Source organism: Streptomyces humi (assembly GCF_001005085.2).
In the GTDB taxonomy this organism is placed as follows: domain Bacteria; phylum Actinomycetota; class Actinomycetes; order Streptomycetales; family Streptomycetaceae; genus Streptomyces; species Streptomyces humi.
Genome location: NZ_LBMU02000016.1, coordinates 26,987 through 44,042 on the forward strand (window position 1 = coordinate 26,987; position 17,056 = coordinate 44,042).

Annotated in this window: 16 protein-coding genes; 2 read left to right on the forward strand and 14 right to left on the reverse strand. The window is 71.2% G+C overall.

From position 1 onward, the window contains the following. Positions 1-58 precede the first annotated feature (58 nt). The 14 genes from AAW13_RS05540 to pgsA form a co-directional block, all read right to left on the reverse strand. On the reverse strand, positions 59-607 hold the full coding sequence (locus tag AAW13_RS05540) for an adenine phosphoribosyltransferase (protein WP_046726597.1): 549 nt from the start codon (positions 605-607) through the stop codon (positions 59-61). Next, a complete protein-coding gene (gene secF, locus AAW13_RS05545; protein WP_046726598.1) occupies positions 604-1,707 on the reverse strand; it encodes a protein translocase subunit SecF in 1,104 nt (367 codons plus the stop codon). The genes AAW13_RS05540 and secF overlap by 4 nt, the downstream gene beginning before the upstream one ends. A gap of 3 nt (positions 1,708-1,710) precedes the next feature. Next, on the reverse strand, positions 1,711-3,510 hold the full coding sequence (secD, locus tag AAW13_RS05550) for a protein translocase subunit SecD (protein ID WP_167391681.1): 1,800 nt from the start codon (positions 3,508-3,510) through the stop codon (positions 1,711-1,713). A 144-nt stretch (positions 3,511-3,654) separates the two neighbouring features. Further along, complete coding sequence (yajC, locus tag AAW13_RS05560; RefSeq protein WP_046726600.1) at positions 3,655-4,179, reverse strand: preprotein translocase subunit YajC; 525 nt, start codon at positions 4,177-4,179, stop codon at positions 3,655-3,657. Between the two features lie 252 nt (positions 4,180-4,431). Further along, positions 4,432-5,505, reverse strand: a complete 1,074-nt coding sequence (gene ruvB / locus AAW13_RS05565; protein WP_046726601.1) for a Holliday junction branch migration DNA helicase RuvB — start codon at positions 5,503-5,505, stop codon at positions 4,432-4,434. Between the two features lie 27 nt (positions 5,506-5,532). After that, positions 5,533-6,138: a Holliday junction branch migration protein RuvA gene (gene ruvA, locus AAW13_RS05570; protein ID WP_046726602.1), complete on the reverse strand. Its 606-nt coding sequence runs from the start codon at positions 6,136-6,138 to the stop codon at positions 5,533-5,535. Further along, complete coding sequence (gene ruvC / locus AAW13_RS05575; protein ID WP_046726603.1) at positions 6,135-6,674, reverse strand: crossover junction endodeoxyribonuclease RuvC; 540 nt, start codon at positions 6,672-6,674, stop codon at positions 6,135-6,137. The genes ruvA and ruvC overlap by 4 nt, the downstream gene beginning before the upstream one ends. Positions 6,675-6,799: 125 nt before the next feature. Continuing rightward, positions 6,800-7,552, reverse strand: coding sequence for a YebC/PmpR family DNA-binding transcriptional regulator (locus AAW13_RS05580; RefSeq protein ID WP_046726604.1), 753 nt, complete (start codon positions 7,550-7,552; stop codon positions 6,800-6,802). A gap of 51 nt (positions 7,553-7,603) precedes the next feature. Further along, complete coding sequence (pdxT, locus tag AAW13_RS05585) at positions 7,604-8,206, reverse strand: pyridoxal 5'-phosphate synthase glutaminase subunit PdxT (protein WP_046726605.1); 603 nt, start codon at positions 8,204-8,206, stop codon at positions 7,604-7,606. Positions 8,207-8,212: 6 nt separating this feature from the next. Next, the gene (gene pdxS / locus AAW13_RS05590; protein WP_046726606.1) at positions 8,213-9,118 is read right to left on the reverse strand and encodes a pyridoxal 5'-phosphate synthase lyase subunit PdxS; all 906 of its coding nucleotides are present in this window, start codon (positions 9,116-9,118) and stop codon (positions 8,213-8,215) included. Positions 9,119-9,224: 106 nt separating this feature from the next. Next, positions 9,225-9,767: a membrane protein gene (locus tag AAW13_RS05595; RefSeq protein ID WP_046726607.1), complete on the reverse strand. Its 543-nt coding sequence runs from the start codon at positions 9,765-9,767 to the stop codon at positions 9,225-9,227. A gap of 116 nt (positions 9,768-9,883) precedes the next feature. Beyond that, positions 9,884-11,044, reverse strand: coding sequence for a glycosyltransferase family 4 protein (locus tag AAW13_RS05600; protein ID WP_046726608.1), 1,161 nt, complete (start codon positions 11,042-11,044; stop codon positions 9,884-9,886). Then, the gene (locus AAW13_RS05605; RefSeq protein WP_046726609.1) at positions 11,041-11,949 is read right to left on the reverse strand and encodes a phosphatidylinositol mannoside acyltransferase; all 909 of its coding nucleotides are present in this window, start codon (positions 11,947-11,949) and stop codon (positions 11,041-11,043) included. Before AAW13_RS05605 ends, AAW13_RS05600 begins: the two co-directional genes overlap by 4 nt. Then, positions 11,946-12,623 (reverse strand): phosphatidylinositol phosphate synthase, encoded by a 678-nt coding sequence (gene pgsA, locus AAW13_RS05610; RefSeq protein WP_046726610.1) that lies wholly within the window; start codon positions 12,621-12,623, stop codon positions 11,946-11,948. The genes AAW13_RS05605 and pgsA overlap by 4 nt, the downstream gene beginning before the upstream one ends. 280 nt (positions 12,624-12,903) lie before the next feature. Here pgsA and AAW13_RS05615 point away from each other — a divergent pair, with 280 nt between their 5' ends. Both AAW13_RS05615 and AAW13_RS05620 read left to right on the forward strand, forming a co-directional pair. Then, on the forward strand, positions 12,904-15,102 hold the full coding sequence (locus AAW13_RS05615; RefSeq protein ID WP_046726611.1) for an elongation factor G-like protein EF-G2: 2,199 nt from the start codon (positions 12,904-12,906) through the stop codon (positions 15,100-15,102). A 150-nt stretch (positions 15,103-15,252) separates the two neighbouring features. After that, complete coding sequence (locus AAW13_RS05620; RefSeq protein ID WP_046726612.1) at positions 15,253-16,896, forward strand: hypothetical protein; 1,644 nt, start codon at positions 15,253-15,255, stop codon at positions 16,894-16,896. Positions 16,897-17,056 lie beyond the last annotated feature (160 nt).

Genomic DNA, 17,056 nt, shown 5'->3' on the forward strand with positions numbered 1-17,056 from the left:
ACGCACGCGGACGGCCGCCCCCGGATGGGGACGGCCGTCGTGGCGCTCGTACGGACGCTCAGACCTGGAGAAGGGCCTCCAGCGGCGCTCCGTCCAGGGCCGGCTCCAGGCGGGCGCGGCCGCCGAGGAAGCCGAGCTCCATCAGAACCGCGACACCGGCGACCTGGGCGCCGGCCCGGTGGATGAGCTGGATCGAGGCCTCGGCGGTGCCGCCGGTGGCCAGCACGTCGTCGACGATCAGGATCCGGTCGTCCTTGCCCAGGTCCTCGGCGTGCACCTCGATCTCGGCCGAGCCGTACTCCAGCTCGTAGGCCTGGCGCAGGGTGGCTCCGGGGAGCTTGCCCGCCTTGCGGACCGGGATGAAGCCGAGGCCCGCGCGGACGGCGACCGGGGCGCCCAGGATGAAGCCGCGGGCCTCCAGCCCGACGACCTTGGTGGCGCCGGTGCGCTCGGCGATCCCGGCGAGGGCGTCGGTGAGCGCGGTGAACGCGGCCGGGTCGGCCAGCAGCGGGGTGATGTCCTTGAACATCACGCCCTGCTCCGGGTAGTCCTCGACGTCCCGGATCCGGCTGAGCAGCAGTTCCGTGATGTCAGTGAGCTCGGTCACCGGCGCTTCCCCGAGGGTCGGCCGCGGCCCCGGTTGGTGCGGGACGCGGGCTGGTTGCGGGGACCGACGACGGCCGGGGTGGCGTCCTCGGGTCCCTCGTCGCCCCGGGTGTCGGCCAGTTCGTCCTCGGCGGCGGCCTGCGCCCGCTTGGCGAGGACGCGCTTCCTCAGCGCCTTCATCTGCGGCTCGGCCTCCTTGAGGTCGGCGACGAGCGGCGTGGCGATGAAGATGGACGAGTAGGCACCGGCGGCGAGACCGACGAACAGCGACAGCGAGATGTCGTTGAGCGTGCCGGCGCCGAGGAAGCCGCCGCCGATGAACAGCAGGCCGGCGACCGGCAGCAGCGCGACGACCGTGGTGTTGATCGAACGGACCAGGGTGCCGTTGATCGACTGGTTGGCGATGTCGCTGTAGGTGAACCGGGTCTGCTTGGTGATGTCCTTCGTCTGCTCCTTGAGGCTGTCGAAGACGACGACCGTGTCGTAGAGCGAGTAACCGAGGATCGTCAGCAGACCGATGACCGTGCCGGGCGTGACCTCGAATCCGACCAGGGCGTAGATACCGGTCGTGATGGTGATGTCGTGGATCAGCGCGACCAGGGCCGCGACCGCCATGCGCCACTCGAAGGCGATCGCCAGGTAGACGACCACCAGGACCATGAAGATCGCCAGGCCTTCCCAGGCCTTGTTGGCGATCTCGTCACCCCAGCTGGGGCCGACGAGGTCGGCGGCGATGGACTCCGGGTCCATCTTCATGTCCTTGGCGAGCGCGGCCTTGGTGGTGTCCGACTTGGCGGTGTCCATGCCCGCGATCTGGATGCGCAGACCACCCGTGCCGAGCTTCTGCACGACCGCGTCGTGGCCCGAGGCCTCCTTCGCGTAGCTCTCCGCCTGGGCCACCGAGATGCTGGTCTTCGAGGTGGTGAAGACGGCGCCGCCCTGGAAGTCGATGCCCATGTTCAGGCCGCGCACCGCCAGGCCGAGGATGGCCGTGATGGTGATCAGGATGGAGACGCCGTACCAGATCTTGCGCTTGCCGACGAAGTCGTAGCTGATCTCGCCGCGGTGGAGTCGGGCGCCGAGGTTGCCGAGTTTCGACATCGCTCACGCTTCCTTCGGGTCGACAGGGCCGGCGGCGGGGCCGGCGGGACGGCGGGTGCGGCGCAGCGGGGGCTTGGCGCCCAGGCCCTTCGGGTCGAGCCCGGACCACTTGTGGCCGTTCGCGAAGAACTTACGCCGGGCGAGCAGCGTCATCAGCGGCTTGGTGAAGAAGAAGACGACGACCACGTCGAGCACGGTGGTCAGTCCGAGGGTGAACGCGAAGCCCTGGACCTTGCCTACGGTCACGATGAACAGCACGGCGGCGGCCAGGAACGACACGAAGTCGGAGACCAGGATGGTGCGCCGGGCGCGCGGCCAGGCCCGCTCGACGGCGGGGCGCAGGGTGCGGCCCTCGCGGATCTCGTCCCGGATGCGTTCGAAGAACACGATGAACGAGTCCGCCGTGATACCGATCGCGACGATCGCACCGCAGACGGCCGGCAGGTTCAGCGCGAAGTGGATCGCCGGGCCGAGCAGCGCCATGATCACGTAGGTGAGGATCGCGGACACCATCAGCGAGGGGATCGCGACGACCGACAGGCCGCGGTAGAAGACCAGCAGGTAGATGATGACCAGGGCCAGGCCGATCGCGCCCGCGATCAGACCGGCGTGCAGCTGCTCGCCGCCGAGCGCGGCGGTGACGGTGGTGACGCTCTGCTCCTTGAAGGAGAGCGGGAGCGCGCCGTACGACAGCATGTTGGCGAGGCTCTGGGCCTCCGTCTGGGTGAAGCTGCCGGAGATCTCCGCCTGGCCGCCGGTGATGGACTGGCTGACGTACGGGCTGGAGACGACCTCGCCGTCCAGGACGATGCCGAACTCGTTCTGGGGCTGCTGGTTCTTGGCGAGCTCGGCGGTGATGTTCGCGAACTTCTTGCCGCCGCTGGAGTTGAAGGTCATCTGGACCTGCCAGCCGGCGGCGGTCTGCGTGTCGTAGACGGCCTGGGCCTTCTTGACCTCGGTGCCGTCGACGGCGGCCGGGCCGAGCACGTACTTGTACCAGACGCCGGAGATCTTGCCGCAGGCCACGGTGGAGTCGGTGGGCTTGGCGGCCTTGCCGGCGGTGGCGCGCTGGGCCGGCTTGGAGCAGTCCAGCGCGGTGTACTCGGCCTCCAGCTTGGTCGCCGCGGCGGAGGCGCTCGCGGAGGCCGAGGAGGACGCGGAGGGGCTCGCGGACGCCTTGGCCGACGAGGAGGCGCTCGCCGACGCGGAGGGCGTGGAGTCGGCCTTCAGGGCGTCGGTGACGGCGCGGCCCTGCGAGGTGGCGGAGGACGACGGGGACGCGGAGGACGACCCGGTGGCCTTCTGGGACGCGCTGCTCGACGGGGACGCGCTCGGGGAGGCGCTGGAGCTGCCGCTGGAGGAGGCGCTCGGAGAAGCGCTCGCCGCGGCACCGGCGCTGGCCTCGCTGGCCAGGACCGGGCGGAAGTACAGCTTCGCGGTGGTGCCGACCTGCTGGCGGGCCTCCTCGGAGTTGGTGCCCTTGGGGATGTTGACGATGATGTTGCTCGTCCCCTGGGTCTGCACCTCCGCCTCGGACACACCGAGGCCGTTGACACGGCGGTTCATGATCTCGACCGCGGTGTTCATGTTGGCCTTGTTGATCGCGTTCGGCTGGCCCGGCTCGTTGTGCGCCTGGAGCGTGATGCTCGTACCGCCGGCCAGGTCGATGCCGAGACGCGGAGTGGTGTGCCCGGAGGCGAACATCCCCCCGGTCAGCGCCGCGATGGCGATCAGGATGAGGGCCAGCGAGCGCCCTGGCTTGCTCTGGGCGCTCGCGCTCCGGCCCCTCTTAGGTGCTGCCACCTTCTCGTACTCCCTCTCGGGCCGCCGCGCGCCTGGTCGGCGGCCCGGTCGGCCATGACATGGTGTCGGGATCCCGTGCGGGAAACAGACGCGCCCGGGGTGCGGGGTACGCGCACGACGCGCGCACCGCTCCCCGGGGCGTGACTACTTCGCGTCGGAGTCGCCGTCGGTCTTCTTCGGCTCTTCGCCTGCCTTCGCCTCGGTGGTACCGGCCTCCTCGGCCTTGTCCTCGGCGTCCTTCTCGACCGTGTCGTCGGCGGCGTCCTTCTTACCGAGGTCGACGGCCTTGTCGTCGGAGGCGGCGGCAGCGTCGGCGGGCTCGTCGGTCTCGGTGAGGGAGGAGGCGTCGTCCGGGACGACGTCGGAGTCGGACTTCAGGTCGTGCTCGATGCCGTGCACGATGCGGTTGTACTCGTCGTCCGTGAGAACGGCGCCGATCGCGTTCTTCGCGAAGAGAAGGTCGACGCCCGGGCCGGCGTCGAGGAGGACGGTGTCCTCGCTGACTTCCTTGACCGTCGCGTACATGCCCCCGATCGTGCGGACACCGTTTCCGGGCTGGATCTCGTTCCGCATGTCTTTGGCCTGCTGCTGGCGCTTCCTGGTGGAGCGCGTCATCAGGAACATGGCCGCGATGAGGACGATGAACACGAGAAGAGGCAAGCTATTCACGGGACGGGGTTTCCTTCGCGCAGCCGCGGCGGTGAGCGGCCTGGATGATGGGGGTGTGGTCTGCGCCGCCCGCGAAGGCGGCATCGGCGGAGTCTAAGCGAGTCCGCGCGCATGGAACAACGTTCAGCATGGCACCTGGGTTCCTGCCCCGGCCAATGCCCCGCCGTCACGAAGCGATCACGTCTGCCGCCGGAGCCTGGCGGACGACCGGCGGAGCCGTCCGCGGTGTGCGGCCGGTCCGCCGGGGCCGGGTCAGCCGTCGAAGAGGTCCTGCTGGCCGGTTCCGCCCGCCGCTCCGCGCGGAGCCGTCAGGCCCAGGTGCGCCCAGGCCGCGGGGGTCGCGACCCGGCCCCGCGGGGTGCGGGCGAGCAGGCCCTCGCGGACCAGGAAGGGCTCGGCGACCTCCTCGACCGTCTCGCGCTCCTCCCCCACCGCGACGGCGAGCGTCGACAGGCCGACCGGGCCGCCGCCGAACAGCTTGAGCAGCGCCTGGAGGACCGCGCGGTCGAGCCGGTCGAGGCCGCGTTCGTCCACCTCGTACACGGCGAGCGCCGCGTGCGCGATGTCGCGGGTGATCAGCCCGTCCGCCTTGACCTGCGCGTAGTCGCGGACCCGGCGCAGCAGCCGGTTGGCGATGCGGGGCGTGCCGCGGGAGCGGCCGGCGATCTCGGCGGCGCCGGCCTGGTCGATCTCTACGTCCAGGAGGTTCGCCGAGCGGTGCACGACGCGCTCCAGCTCGTGCGGTTCGTAGAACTCCATGTGCGCGGTGAAGCCGAAGCGGTCCCGCAGCGGCGGCGGCAGCAGGCCGGCCCGGGTGGTGGCGCCGACCAGGGTGAACGGGGGGAGTTCGAGGGGGATGGCGGTCGCGCCGGGGCCCTTGCCGACGATGACGTCGACCCGGAAGTCCTCCATCGCCATGTAGAGCATCTCCTCGGCGGGCCGCGACATGCGGTGGATCTCGTCGAGGAAGAGGACCTCGCCCTCCTGGAGGGAGGAGAGGATCGCGGCCAGGTCGCCGGCGTGCTGGATGGCGGGCCCGGAGGTGATGCGGATGGGGGCGCCCATCTCGGCCGCGATGATCATCGAGAGGGTGGTCTTGCCCAGGCCGGGGGCGCCGGAGAGCAGGACGTGGTCGGCGGTGGCGCCCCGCGCGCGTGCGGCGCGCAGCACCAGGTCGAGCTGTTCGCGGACCTTCTCCTGGCCGATGAACTCGCCCAGGTCCTTGGGGCGCAGGGCGGCCTCGACGGCCTGGTCCTCACGGTCGGCGACGGCGCCCACCAGCCGCTCCGCGTCGGCGCCGGTGTCGGTCGTGTCGTCCCAGTTCATAAGTGATGTGCCTCAGCGGTGGTGGGGTCAGCGGGCGCGGTTGAGGGTCTGGAGGGCGGCCTTCAGCAGCTGGCCGACCTGCGGGGTGCCGCCCGCGGCCTCGGCCTGCGGGGCGACGGCGGTGACGGCCTCGTCGGCCTCCCGGGTCGCGTAGCCCAGGCCGATCAGGGCCGCGTGCAGCTGGTCGCGCCAGCCCTGGGTGACCGGGGCCCCGATCGCGGGGGCGCCGATGGGCTCGCCGAGCCGGTCCTTCAGTTCGAGGAGCAGCTTCTGCGCGCCCTTCTTGCCGATGCCCGGGACGGCGACGAGCGCCTTCTCGTCGCCCGTGGCGACCGCGCGGCGCAGCGCGTCCGGGCTGTGCACGGCGAGCATCGCCTGCGCGAGCCGGGGGCCGACACCGCTCGCCGTCTGGAGCAGTTCGAAGACCTGGCGCTCGTCGTCGTCCACGAAGCCGTACAGGGTGAGTGAGTCCTCCCGCACGACCAGTGAGGTGGCGAGCTTGGTCTGCTGGCCCATCCGCAGCCCGGACAGGGTGTTGGGCGAGCACTGGACGGCGAGGCCGATCCCTCCGACCTCGACGACCGCGGAGTCCGGGGCGAGGGCGGCGACCGGGCCGCTGACGAAGGCGATCATGCCGTACGGCCTTTCGTTGCGTTGGCGGTGTGCAGGGCGACGGCCTGCTGGAGGCGGTTCTGGGCCGGGGCCCGCCAGATGTGGCAGATGGCGAGCGCGAGGGCGTCGGCGGCGTCGGCGGGCTTGGGCGGGGCGCTGAGCCGGAGCAGCCGGGTCACCATGGCGCCGACCTGGGCCTTGTCCGCGCGTCCCGAGCCGGTGACGGCGGCCTTGACCTCGCTGGGGGTGTGCAGGGCGACGGGGATGCCCCGGCGGGCGGCGCACAGCATGGCGACGGCGCTGGCCTGGGCGGTGCCCATCACGGTCCGTACGTTGTGCTGGCTGAACACCCGCTCCACGGCGACGCATTCGGGCCGGTGCTCGTCCAGCCACTGCTCGATGCCCTGCTCGATGGCGACGAGGCGATGGCCGAGTTCGGCGTCCGCGGGCGTCCGTACGACCCCCACGCCCACCATGGTGAGCGGCCGCCCGGCGACGCCCTCGACGACCCCGACACCGCACCGGGTCAGCCCGGGGTCCACCCCCAGTACGCGCACCGCGCCCCCTCCCTTCGGCCACCTGTTCGTGCAGGCTAGCGGGTGCCACCGACATCGGCCGACATGACGACGGGCCGACGGGTGTGTCCCGTCGGCCCGCTCGGTCGGCTCAACCCGTGGCGGCGCTACGCGTCGACCTTCTCCATGACCTCGTCGCTGACATCGAAGTTGGCGAAGACGTTCTGCACGTCGTCGCTGTCCTCGAGCGCGTCGATCAGCTTGAAGATCTTCTTGGCGCCCTCCTCGTCCAGCTCGACCTGCATGGTCGGGACGAAGTTGGCCTCGGCGGAGTCGTAGTCGATCCCGGAGTCCTGGAGGGCGGAGCGGACGGCGACCAGGTCGGTGGCCTCGCTGAGCACCTCGAAGGACTCGCCCAGGTCGTTGACCTCCTCGGCGCCCGCGTCCAGGACGGCGCCCAGGACGTCGTCCTCGGAGAGCTCGCCCTTGGGGACGATCACGACGCCCTTGCGGTTGAAGAGGTACGACACCGAGCCCGGGTCGGCCATGGAGCCGCCGTTGCGGGTCATGGCGACGCGTACGTCGGAGGCCGCGCGGTTGCGGTTGTCGGTGAGGCACTCGATGAGCACCGCGACGCCGTTCGGGCCGTAGCCCTCGTACATGATCGTCTCGTAGTCGGCGCCGCCGGCCTCGAGGCCGCCGCCGCGCTTGACGGCGGAGTCGATGTTCTTGTTCGGGACCGACTGCTTCTTCGCCTTCTGGATGGCGTCGTAGAGAGTCGGGTTGCCCTCGATGTCGACGCCGCCCATCCGGGCCGCGACCTCGATGTTCTTGATCAGCTTCGCGAAGAGCTTGCCGCGCTTGGCATCGATCACGGCCTTCTTGTGCTTCGTCGTAGCCCATTTAGAGTGGCCGGACATCTGCCTGTCTCCTTCGCGTAACCCATCCAACAACGAACGCCAGAGATCCTACTAGGACTCCGTCGCCCGGTTCGCGTGCACCATGTCGACGAACAGGGCGTGCACACGGTGGTCGCCGGTCAGTTCCGGGTGGAACGAGGTGGCGAGCGCGTTGCCCTGGCGGACCGCGACGATGTGGCCGCCGTGCTCGGCGAGCACCTCGACGTCGGCGCCCACGGACTCGACCCAGGGGGCGCGGATGAACACGCCCTCCACAGGATCGCCGTCGATCCCGCGCACGTCGACCGCCGACTCGAACGACTCGTTCTGCCGTCCGAAGGCGTTGCGGCGCACGATCATGTCGATGCCGCCGACGGTCTCCTGGCCCGAGCGCGGGTCGAGGATCTTGTCGGCGAGCATGATCATGCCCGCGCAGGTGCCGTAGACGGGCATGCCGGCCCGCACGCGCGCGCGGAGGGGCTCCAGCACGCCGAACAGGACGGCCAGCTTGGAGATGGTGGTGGACTCGCCGCCGGGTATGACCAGGCCATCCACCTCGGCGAGTTCCTCGGGGCGCCTGACCGGCCTGGCCACGGCGTCGGCCGCGGCCAGGGCCACGAGGTGCTCCCGTACGTCACCCTGGAGTGCGAGCACTCCGATCACGGGAGTGGTCATCGCTGGCTACCAGCCCCGGTTCGCGTAACGCTCGGTCTCGGGGAGGGTGTCGCAGTTGATGCCGACCATGGCCTCGCCGAGGTTGCGGGACGCGTCCGCGATGATCTTCGGGTCGTCGTAGAAGGTGGTCGCCTTGACGATGGCGGCGGCGCGCTTGGCCGGGTCGCCCGACTTGAAGATGCCGGAGCCGACGAAGACGCCCTCGGCGCCGAGCTGGCGCATCAGGGCGGCGTCGGCCGGGGTGGCGACGCCACCGGCGGAGAACAGGACGACCGGGAGCTTGCCGAGCTCGGCGACCTCCTTGACCAGCTCGTAGGGGGCGCGCAGCTCCTTGGCGGCGGCGTACAGCTCGTTGTTGTCGCAGCCGCGCAGCTTGGCGATCTCGCCCTTGATCTGGCGCAGGTGGCGGACGGCCTCCACGACGTTGCCGGTGCCGGCCTCGCCCTTGGAGCGGATCATGGCCGCGCCCTCGGCGATCCGGCGCAGGGCCTCGCCCAGGTTGGTGGCGCCGCAGACGAAGGGGGTGGTGAACGCCCACTTGTCGGAGTGGTTGACCTCGTCGGCCGGGGTGAGGACCTCGGACTCGTCGATGTAGTCGACGCCGAGGGACTGGAGGACCTGGGCCTCGACGAAGTGGCCGATGCGGGACTTGGCCATGACCGGGATGGAGACGGCCTCGATGATGCCTTCGATCATGTCCGGGTCGGACATCCGGGCCACGCCGCCGTCCTTGCGGATGTCGGCCGGGACCCGCTCCAGGGCCATGACGGCGACGGCGCCCGCGTCCTCGGCGATCTTCGCCTGCTCCGGCGTGACGACGTCCATGATCACGCCGCCCTTGAGCTGCTCGGCCATGCCGCGCTTCACGCGGGCGGTGCCGGTCTCGGGGGCCTGGTTGTCGGTGGTGGACACGGGTGACCTCACTCGCTGAAAGAGGGTTTCTGCAAACACCGAGGAAACGCGAGCGGACCAGTCCACAGCAAGGGCCAATGGGAAGGGCGTGGATCCTTTTGCCCGGCTAGGCGGCGCGGTCCGCCAGGGCCGTGGGCGGTTCGTCGTCCATCTCGAAGGCCATCGGGAAGGGGGCGTGTCCGGCCAGCCGGAACCAGCGGACCTTGCGGTGCTCGCGCAGCCGGCGGGCCGCGCCGACGGCGTCGTTGTGGAACCGGCGGGCCATCGGCACCCGGCGCACGGCCTCGCCCAGCTCGGACGCGGCCGCCTCGCCGCCGGGCGCCTCGCGGACCTCCTCCACCTGCTGCGGCTCCTCGAAGACCACCCGCAGCGCCTGGCTCAGCTCGCTCTCCGCGACCTCCCGCTGCTCCTCCTCGGCCTGCCGGGCGGCGTGCGCGGCCTCGTACAGCACGATCGAGGCGGCCGGGTCCAGCACCCCCGAGGTCGCCAGCTCCTGGGCCACCGACGCCCGCCGGAGCAACTGGGCGTCCAGGGCGGCACGAGCGGCGTCGATACGGGAGTGCAGCCGGTCGAGCCGCCCGGCGGTCCAGCTCAGGTAGAGGCCGATCACCACGAGAACAGCGAGGATCCAGATGAGCGTTGCGGTCACGGGCGGAACGCTATAGGAAACGCCCACGGCAGCGCCCCGTCAGGGGCGCGGGGAACCGCGCGACCGGCCACGACGGCGCCGCGCCCGGAACACAGCGGCACCCCCCCGCGAAGCGCCTAGTCCCGCGCCAGCCCGAACCGCGCCCGCAGCCCCGGGCGTTCGACCGCCGCCACCGCCGCCGCTCCCGCGGTCACCGTCTCGTAGACGGACAGGATGTCCGCGCCCACCGTCGACCAGTCGAAGCGGCGCACGTGCACGCTGCCGCGTTCGCTCAGCTCGGCCCGGCGCTCCGGGTCCGCCAGCAGCCGTACCGCCGCTTCCGCCAGCGCGTCCGCGTCCTCGTTGGCGAAGAGTTCGCCCGCCGCGCCCTGGTCCAGGACCTGGGCGAAGGCGTCGAGGTCGGAGGCGAGCACGGGAGCCCCCGCGGACAGCGCCTCGACCAGGATTATGCCGAAGCTCTCGCCCCCCGTGTTGGGCGCGACGTACAGGTCGAGACTGCGCAGGAAACGGGCCTTGTCCTCGTCGCTGACCATGCCGAGGAACTCGACGCGGGAGCGCAGCTCGGCCGGCAGGGACTCGACCGCGGCCTCCTCGTCGCCCCGGCCGGCCACCAGGAGCCTGGTCCCCGGGCGGGCGGCGAGGATCTTGGGGAGGGCCTTCATCAGCACCGGGAGGCCCTTGCGGGGCTCGTCGATACGGCCGATGAAGCCGATGGTGTCCCCCTGCCACTCGGGGCGCGGCTCGGCCTTGGCGAAGAAGTCGACGTCCACGCCGTTGGGGATCACGACGGCGTCGCCGCCGAGGTGTTCGACCAGGGTGCGGCGGGCGTACTCGCTGACCGCGATCCGGGCGCTGATCTTCTCCAGCGCGGCCTGGAGGATCGAGTACGCGGCGATCATCGCGCGGGAACGCGGGTTGGAGGTGTGGAAGGTCGCCACCATCGGGCCCTGCGCCGCCCAGCAGGTCAGCAGGCCGAGCGAGGGCGACGTCGGCTCGTGGATGTGGACCACGTCGAACGCGCCGTCGTGCAGCCAGCGGCGGACCCGCGCGGCGGACAGGAAGCCGAAGTTGAGGCGGGCCACCGAGCCGTTGTACGGCACCGGGACCGCGCGGCCCGCCGAGACGACGTACGGCGGCAGCGGGGTGTCGTCGTCGGCGGGGGCGAGCACGGAGACGTCGTGGCCGAGACCGATGAAGTACTCGGCGAGGTCGCGGACGTGGAACTGGACGCCACCCGGGACGTCCCAGGAGTAGGGGCAGACGATGCCGATCCTCACGACGGTCCCTTCGCGGGGTCGAGGTCGGCGAGCCACAAGCGCTGGAGCATGTGCCAGTCCTCCGGATGGTCGGCGATCCCGGTGGCGAAGGCGTCGGCCAGCGCCTGTGTCATGACAGACGTCCTCGAGGTCCGGTCACCTGACTCGGGTACCTCGACCGGGGCGTGGACGCGGCCCTTCATGACGGGGGTGTCGTCGTACCAGAGCGTCACGGGGAGCAGGTGGGCGCCGGTCTGCTGGGCCAGCAGGGCGGGTCCGGCCGGCATCCGGGCCGTGTCGCCGAAGAAGTCGACCTCGACGCCGGACTCGGACAGGTCGCGGTCGGCGACCAGGCAGATCAGGCCGCCGTCGCGGAGTCTGCGGGCGAGGGTGCCGAAGGCGGTGCCGCCGCTGTGCGGGAGGACCTCCATGCCGAGGCCCTCGCGGTAGGCGACGAACCGGTCGTACAGCGTCTCGGGCTTCAGGCGCTCGGCGACCGTGGTGAACGGGGTCTTCAGCTCCGTGGTGACCCAGGCCCCGGCCAGGTCCCAGTTGGCCAGGTGCGGCAGCGCGATGATCACGCCCCGGCCGGAGGCGAGGCCGTCGGTGAGGTGGTGGACGTCCTTGACGTCGAAGCCGGTGCGTACCCGCTGCTCGCTCCAGGCGGGCAGCCGGAAGGACTCCATCCAGTAGCGCAGGTACGACCGCATGCCCGCGCGGGACAGCTCGCGCAGCCGCTCCGGACTCGCGTCGGGGCGTACGCGCGCGTAGTTGGACTCGAGCCGCTGGACGCCCTTGCCGCGCTGTCTCCAGGCGAGGTCCGCGATGGCGTTGCCGAGCCGCACGGCGACCGGCTCGGGGAGCTTCTTCACGGTGCCCCAGCCGAGTCCGTACAGGGCGTCGGTGAGCCGCTCCGTGGCGGTCACTGCGGGGCCTCGCTGCCGTGTGCGGCCTTCTCGTGCCCGGCCGCCGCCTCCGCCTCGGCGGACTCGCGGCGCACCGTGACCACGCGCTGGATCAGGGTGACCAGGCTGCCCACGGCCACGATCCACAGCGCGATCGGGAGCAGGATCTGGATGCCCGGGACGCCGAAGTTGTGGAATCCGGCCAGCCCGGCCGCCACCAGCGAGATCACCAGTCGCTCGGCGCGCTCCACGAGGCCGTTGACGGCCACCGGCAGCCCGATCGACTCGCCGCGCGCCTTGGTGTACGACACCACCTGGCCGCTGGCCAGGCAGAAGATCGACACGGCGCACAGGACGTTGTCGTCGCCGTTGCCCGCGTACCAGAGGGCGAAGCCGCCGAAGATCGCGCCGTCGGCGACCCGGTCGAGGGTGGAGTCCAGGAAGGCGCCCCAGCGGCTGGTGCGGCCCAGCTGGCGGGCCATGTTGCCGTCCACCAGGTCCGAGAACACGAACAGCGTGATCACGATCGTGCCCCAGAAGAACTCGCCCCGGGGGAAGAAGACCAGCGCGCCCGCGACCACTCCGGCCGTGCCGAGGAGCGTGACCGTGTCCGGGCTCACGCCCCGGCGGATGAGAAACGCGGCGAACGGTGTGAGGACACGCGTGAAGAATGCACGCGCGTACTTGTTCAGCATGGCCTTCCCGACGGTCGTTGCGCCGTGCGGCCCCTGCTGGCCACCCCGGCTGGCCCATCGTAGCCACGCGCGCGTGTGTGCGACGGGTGGGCACTCTCGGACGGGACCGGCGGCCGGCCCGGAAGCGCCCCGCGGGCACGATCACGTCGTTCGTATGGACGCACCGTGACGGGAGTGGAAAGCTCGAATAACCGCGGGCGTCATCGGAGCCGCCACCGCACGCGGCCCGCCATGCTCGCCCGCGCCCACCGAGACCTCACCGTGCACGGGAGGCATAACCATGGGCGACAAGGTCAAGGAACACCCCGGAGCCGCCGGCAGGGCTACGGCGGCCGACCACCCCGCGTCCGTACGGAATGTGGTGCTGGTCGGCCACTCCGGAGCGGGCAAGACGACATTGGTGGAGGCTCTCGCGCTGACCGCGGGAGCGGTGAACCGGGCGGGCCGTGTGGAGGACGGCGGCACCGTCTCGGACTACGACGACATCGAGCACCGGCAGCAGCGCTCCGTACAGCTGTCGCTGGTACCGGTCGACTGGAACGGAATCAAGATCAACATCCTGGACACCCCGGGATACGCCGACTTCGTCGGGGAGCTGAGGGCCGGTCTGCGCGCGGCGGACGCGGCCCTCTTCGTCGTCTCCGCCTCGGACGGGGTGGACGGCTCGACCCGGATGGTGTGGGAGGAGTGCGCGGCCGTCGGGATGCCCCGGGCGATCGTCGTCACGCACCTGGAGGCCGCCCGCGCGGACTTCGAGGAGATGACCCGGGTGTGCGCCGAGGCGTTCGGCGGCGACGACCCCGACGCCGTGCTCCCCCTGTACCTGCCGCTGCACGGCCCGCAGGGCCCGGACGGGCACGCGCCCGTGACCGGTCTCGTCGGGCTGCTCACGCAGAAGCTGTTCGACTACTCCTCCGGGGAGCGCAAGGAGTCCGAGCCGGGCCCCGACCAGCTGCCGGACATCGACGAGGCCCGCAACCGGCTGATCGAGGGGATCATCGCGGAGAGCGAGGACGAGACGCTCATGGACCGCTATCTGGGCGGCGAGCAGATCGACCTCAAGACGCTGATCGAGGACCTGGAGCGGGCCGTCGCCCGCGGCACCTTCTTCCCCGTGCTGGCCGCCGCCCCCGCGGCCGAGGGCGCCCGCCAGGGGCTCGGCACGGTGGAACTGCTCGAACTGGTCACCGGCGGCTTCCCGACGCCGTTCGAGCACCCCACCCCCGGGGTCACCACCGTCGACGGCCGGCCGCGCGAGATCAAACCGTGCGACACCGGCGGCCCGCTGGTCGCCGAGGTGGTGAAGACCGCCTCCGACCCCTACGTCGGCCGGGTCTCGCTGGTGCGCGTCTTCTCCGGCACCCTGCGCCCCGACGAGACGGTCCACGTCTCCGGGCACGGCCTCGCCGACCGGGGGCACGAGGACCACGACGTCGACGAGAAGATCGGCGCCCTGTCCACGCCGTTCGGCAAACAGCAGCGGCCGGTCACCCATGTCATCGCCGGTGACCTGGCCTGCGTGGCGAAGCTGGGCCGCGCGGAGACCGGTGACACCCTCTCCGCCAAGGACGACCCGCTGCTCATGGAGCCGTGGGAGATGCCCGACCCGCTGCTGCCGCTCGCCATCGAGGCACACAGCAAGGCCGACGAGGACAAGCTCTCGCAGGGCCTCGCCCGGCTGGTCGCCGAGGACCCGACCATGCGGCTCGAACAGAACCAGGACACCCACCAGGTGGTGCTGTGGTGCCTGGGCGAGGCGCACGCGGACGTCGCCCTGGAACGGCTGCGCAGCCGCTACGGCGTCCAGGTCGACGTCGTACCGCACCGGGTGTCCCTGCGGGAGACGTTCGCCGGCAGGTCCGCCGGGCGCGGCCGGCATGTCAAACAGTCCGGCGGGCACGGGCAGTTCGCGATCTGCGAGATCGAGGTGGAGCCCCTGCCGGGCGGCTCCGGCATCGAGTTCGTCGACAAGGTGGTCGGCGGGGCGGTGCCCCGGCAGTTCATCCCGTCGGTCGAGAAGGGCATCCGGGCCCAGGCCGTCAAGGGGGTCGCCGCCGGTTACCAGCTGGTCGACGTGCGGGTCACCCTGCTCGACGGCAAGGCGCACTCGGTGGACTCCTCCGACGCCGCCTTCCAGACGGCGGGCGCGCTGGCGCTGCGGGAGGCCGCGGCCGACGCGAGGATCCATCTGCTCGAACCGGTGGCCGAGGTGTCCGTGCTGGTCGGCGACGACTACGTGGGCGCGGTCATGAGCGACCTGTCCGGACGGCGCGGCCGGGTGCTCGGCACCGAGCAGACCAGCGGTGGGCGCACCCTGATCAAGGCCGAGGTGCCGGAGTTCGAGATCGGCCGGTACGCGGTCGACCTGCGCTCCCTGTCGCACGGCACGGCCCGGTTCAGCCGCTCGTACGCGCGGCACGAGCCGATGCCTCCGCAGATCGCCGAGAAGATCCGGGAACAGGCCAAGGAAGCCTCCTGAGTGGTGCCATGGGTGTTCGGCGGGCGGCTTCGGCCGTCCGCCGAACACGCGTCAGTGGCTGGGGATACTCTGAGTACTTGATCAACAGGTGTGCGGAGTACGGAAGTCGGGAAGGCCGCAGAAGCGGGACGGCGGCAAGTGGGGGCGGGAATGAGCTTCGAGGACTTCTTCGGGCCACAGGTGCCCAGGCCGGGTGGCGAGGCGCAGGCCCCGACCTACGCCCTGGCCTCGGCGGCCTACCGGGACACACCGATGGAGGAGATCAAGAAGGCCGACAACGAGTGGCACCAGTCCACGGTCAGTGAGGGCCGCAAGTGGGCGAAGATCTTCCGGCCGAACTTCGGTGAGGCGTACTCCCAGGCGATCATCGACCGCATGCTGGGCGTCGGCCGCAAGCCGCTCATCCAGTCCTTCGGCAGTGAACCCCAGGTGGTCGTGGAGCACTGCCTCGCGGCCAACCGCATCCGCAAGGAACGCGACCAGCGGCTGACGGCCGTCATGTTCGTGACCGGCGTGCTGTTCCTGCCCGGCCTGCTGGTGTGGCTGCTGGTCTTCCAGCTCCGGGCGACCATGCTGAAGACCGACAACAAGCGCGTCTCCGGGCTCGGCAGTGCCCTGCTGGCCGCGGTCGGCGTCCTCGCGGTGCTCTTCATCGTCAAGGTCCCCTTCACCGGCTTCTGGGGGTGGTACGCGCGCGGCTGCGTGGTGCTCCCCGTCATCGGCTGGTATCTGGCCAAACGGCTCTGCGAGAGGACGGCGCAGGACCTGCGCGCCGCCTGGGACGGGCTGCTGTCCGGCGGCAGCGTCGGCGCTAAGGTCCCCGAGGCGGTGCCGACCAGCCCGGACCAGGCCGCTGCCGAGCAGCTGCGGCAGTCGCTGGCCCGGCTCAGCGCCGAGCAGCAGTCCAACTCGGTCTTCTACGCGGGGCCCAAGGGGATACTCGGCATGGGCACTCGCTGGGGCTCCTGGCACCTCGCGGAGGAACTGGTCCCGCTCGACCCGGTCAAGGGCGTCCACGAGTTCCGGGCCTGGACCGTCGTCCGCGAGATCGAGAAGGAACTGAGCGTGCTGCACCGGCAGCACCTGAAGACCGGCGGTTTCCCGGAACCGCAGGTCAGGCACTGGATCGTCACCCATGTCGGGGAGGGTGCCACGGCGGTGTCCCGGCCCGAGGGCACCGACTACAAGGTGGGGCCCAAGGACGTCGAGGACATCTGCAACAACAACCACTTCGACAAGGGTGACCGGCACTACCTGGGCGTGCAGTGGCCGTACCTGTGGAACGGCGAACTGATCATCACGATGATGGCCACCGTCACCGTGCTGAAGGAGACGCTGCGGATCGACGTCACCGGGCACGCCCTCGGTCCGGTCAACGGCCTGTTCGGCGGCAAGCCCGCGGCTCCCACGAAGACGGTCGCGAAGACCGTGCGGTTCTGGGAGACCCGGACCGTCAAACTGCCGCTGGTCACCCCGGACGAGGTGGTCCGGCTCGCCGCGCGGGCGACCATCAGCTGGTATCCGCCGCTGCTGAAGTGGCTCGGCGGCTCCATAGGGCTGCCCGAGCCCTTCGGTCTGCGGCACGCGTGGGCCGACCAGCCCTGGAAGCACCGCTTCATGGCCGACGACGCGTTGCGCGCGGCCACCCCGATACTGCGGGCGGTGCACCGGGCGGCGCTGCGGGTGCTCCGGGAACACGACGTCGACACCGACAAGTTCAGCAGCCGGGCGTCCGCGCTCAGCGGGTCCGTGCAGGACGCGGCACCGAAGAAGGCGGACACGTACGACGCCTAGCCGACGCGGGCAGCGACGGACACGGAGGCTCGGACACGGAGGCTGAGGCAGCGGCGGGAACGGAGGCTGAGCCGGACACGATGGCTGAGCCGGCGGCGGAGGCGGACACGGAGCCTGAGGCTGAGGCCGGGCTCGTCGGCCGGGCCTCCGTCTCCGTTCC

What these genes read in the sequence shown, in the direction of transcription:
- AAW13_RS05620 (WP_046726612.1), top strand. Translation starts at nt 15,253, where the DNA reads ATGAGCTTCGAGGACTTCTTCGGGCCACAGGTGCCCAGGCCGGGTGGC.
- ruvB (WP_046726601.1), bottom strand. Translation starts at nt 5,505, where the DNA reads ATGAACTGGGACGACACGACCGACACCGGCGCCGACGCGGAGCGGCTG.
- pgsA (WP_046726610.1), bottom strand. Translation starts at nt 12,623, where the DNA reads ATGCTGAACAAGTACGCGCGTGCATTCTTCACGCGTGTCCTCACACCG.
- secF (WP_046726598.1), bottom strand. Translation starts at nt 1,707, where the DNA reads ATGTCGAAACTCGGCAACCTCGGCGCCCGACTCCACCGCGGCGAGATC.
- pdxT (WP_046726605.1), bottom strand. Translation starts at nt 8,206, where the DNA reads ATGACCACTCCCGTGATCGGAGTGCTCGCACTCCAGGGTGACGTACGG.
- AAW13_RS05580 (WP_046726604.1), bottom strand. Translation starts at nt 7,552, where the DNA reads ATGTCCGGCCACTCTAAATGGGCTACGACGAAGCACAAGAAGGCCGTG.
- ruvA (WP_046726602.1), bottom strand. Translation starts at nt 6,138, where the DNA reads ATGATCGCCTTCGTCAGCGGCCCGGTCGCCGCCCTCGCCCCGGACTCC.
- AAW13_RS05615 (WP_046726611.1), top strand. Translation starts at nt 12,904, where the DNA reads ATGGGCGACAAGGTCAAGGAACACCCCGGAGCCGCCGGCAGGGCTACG.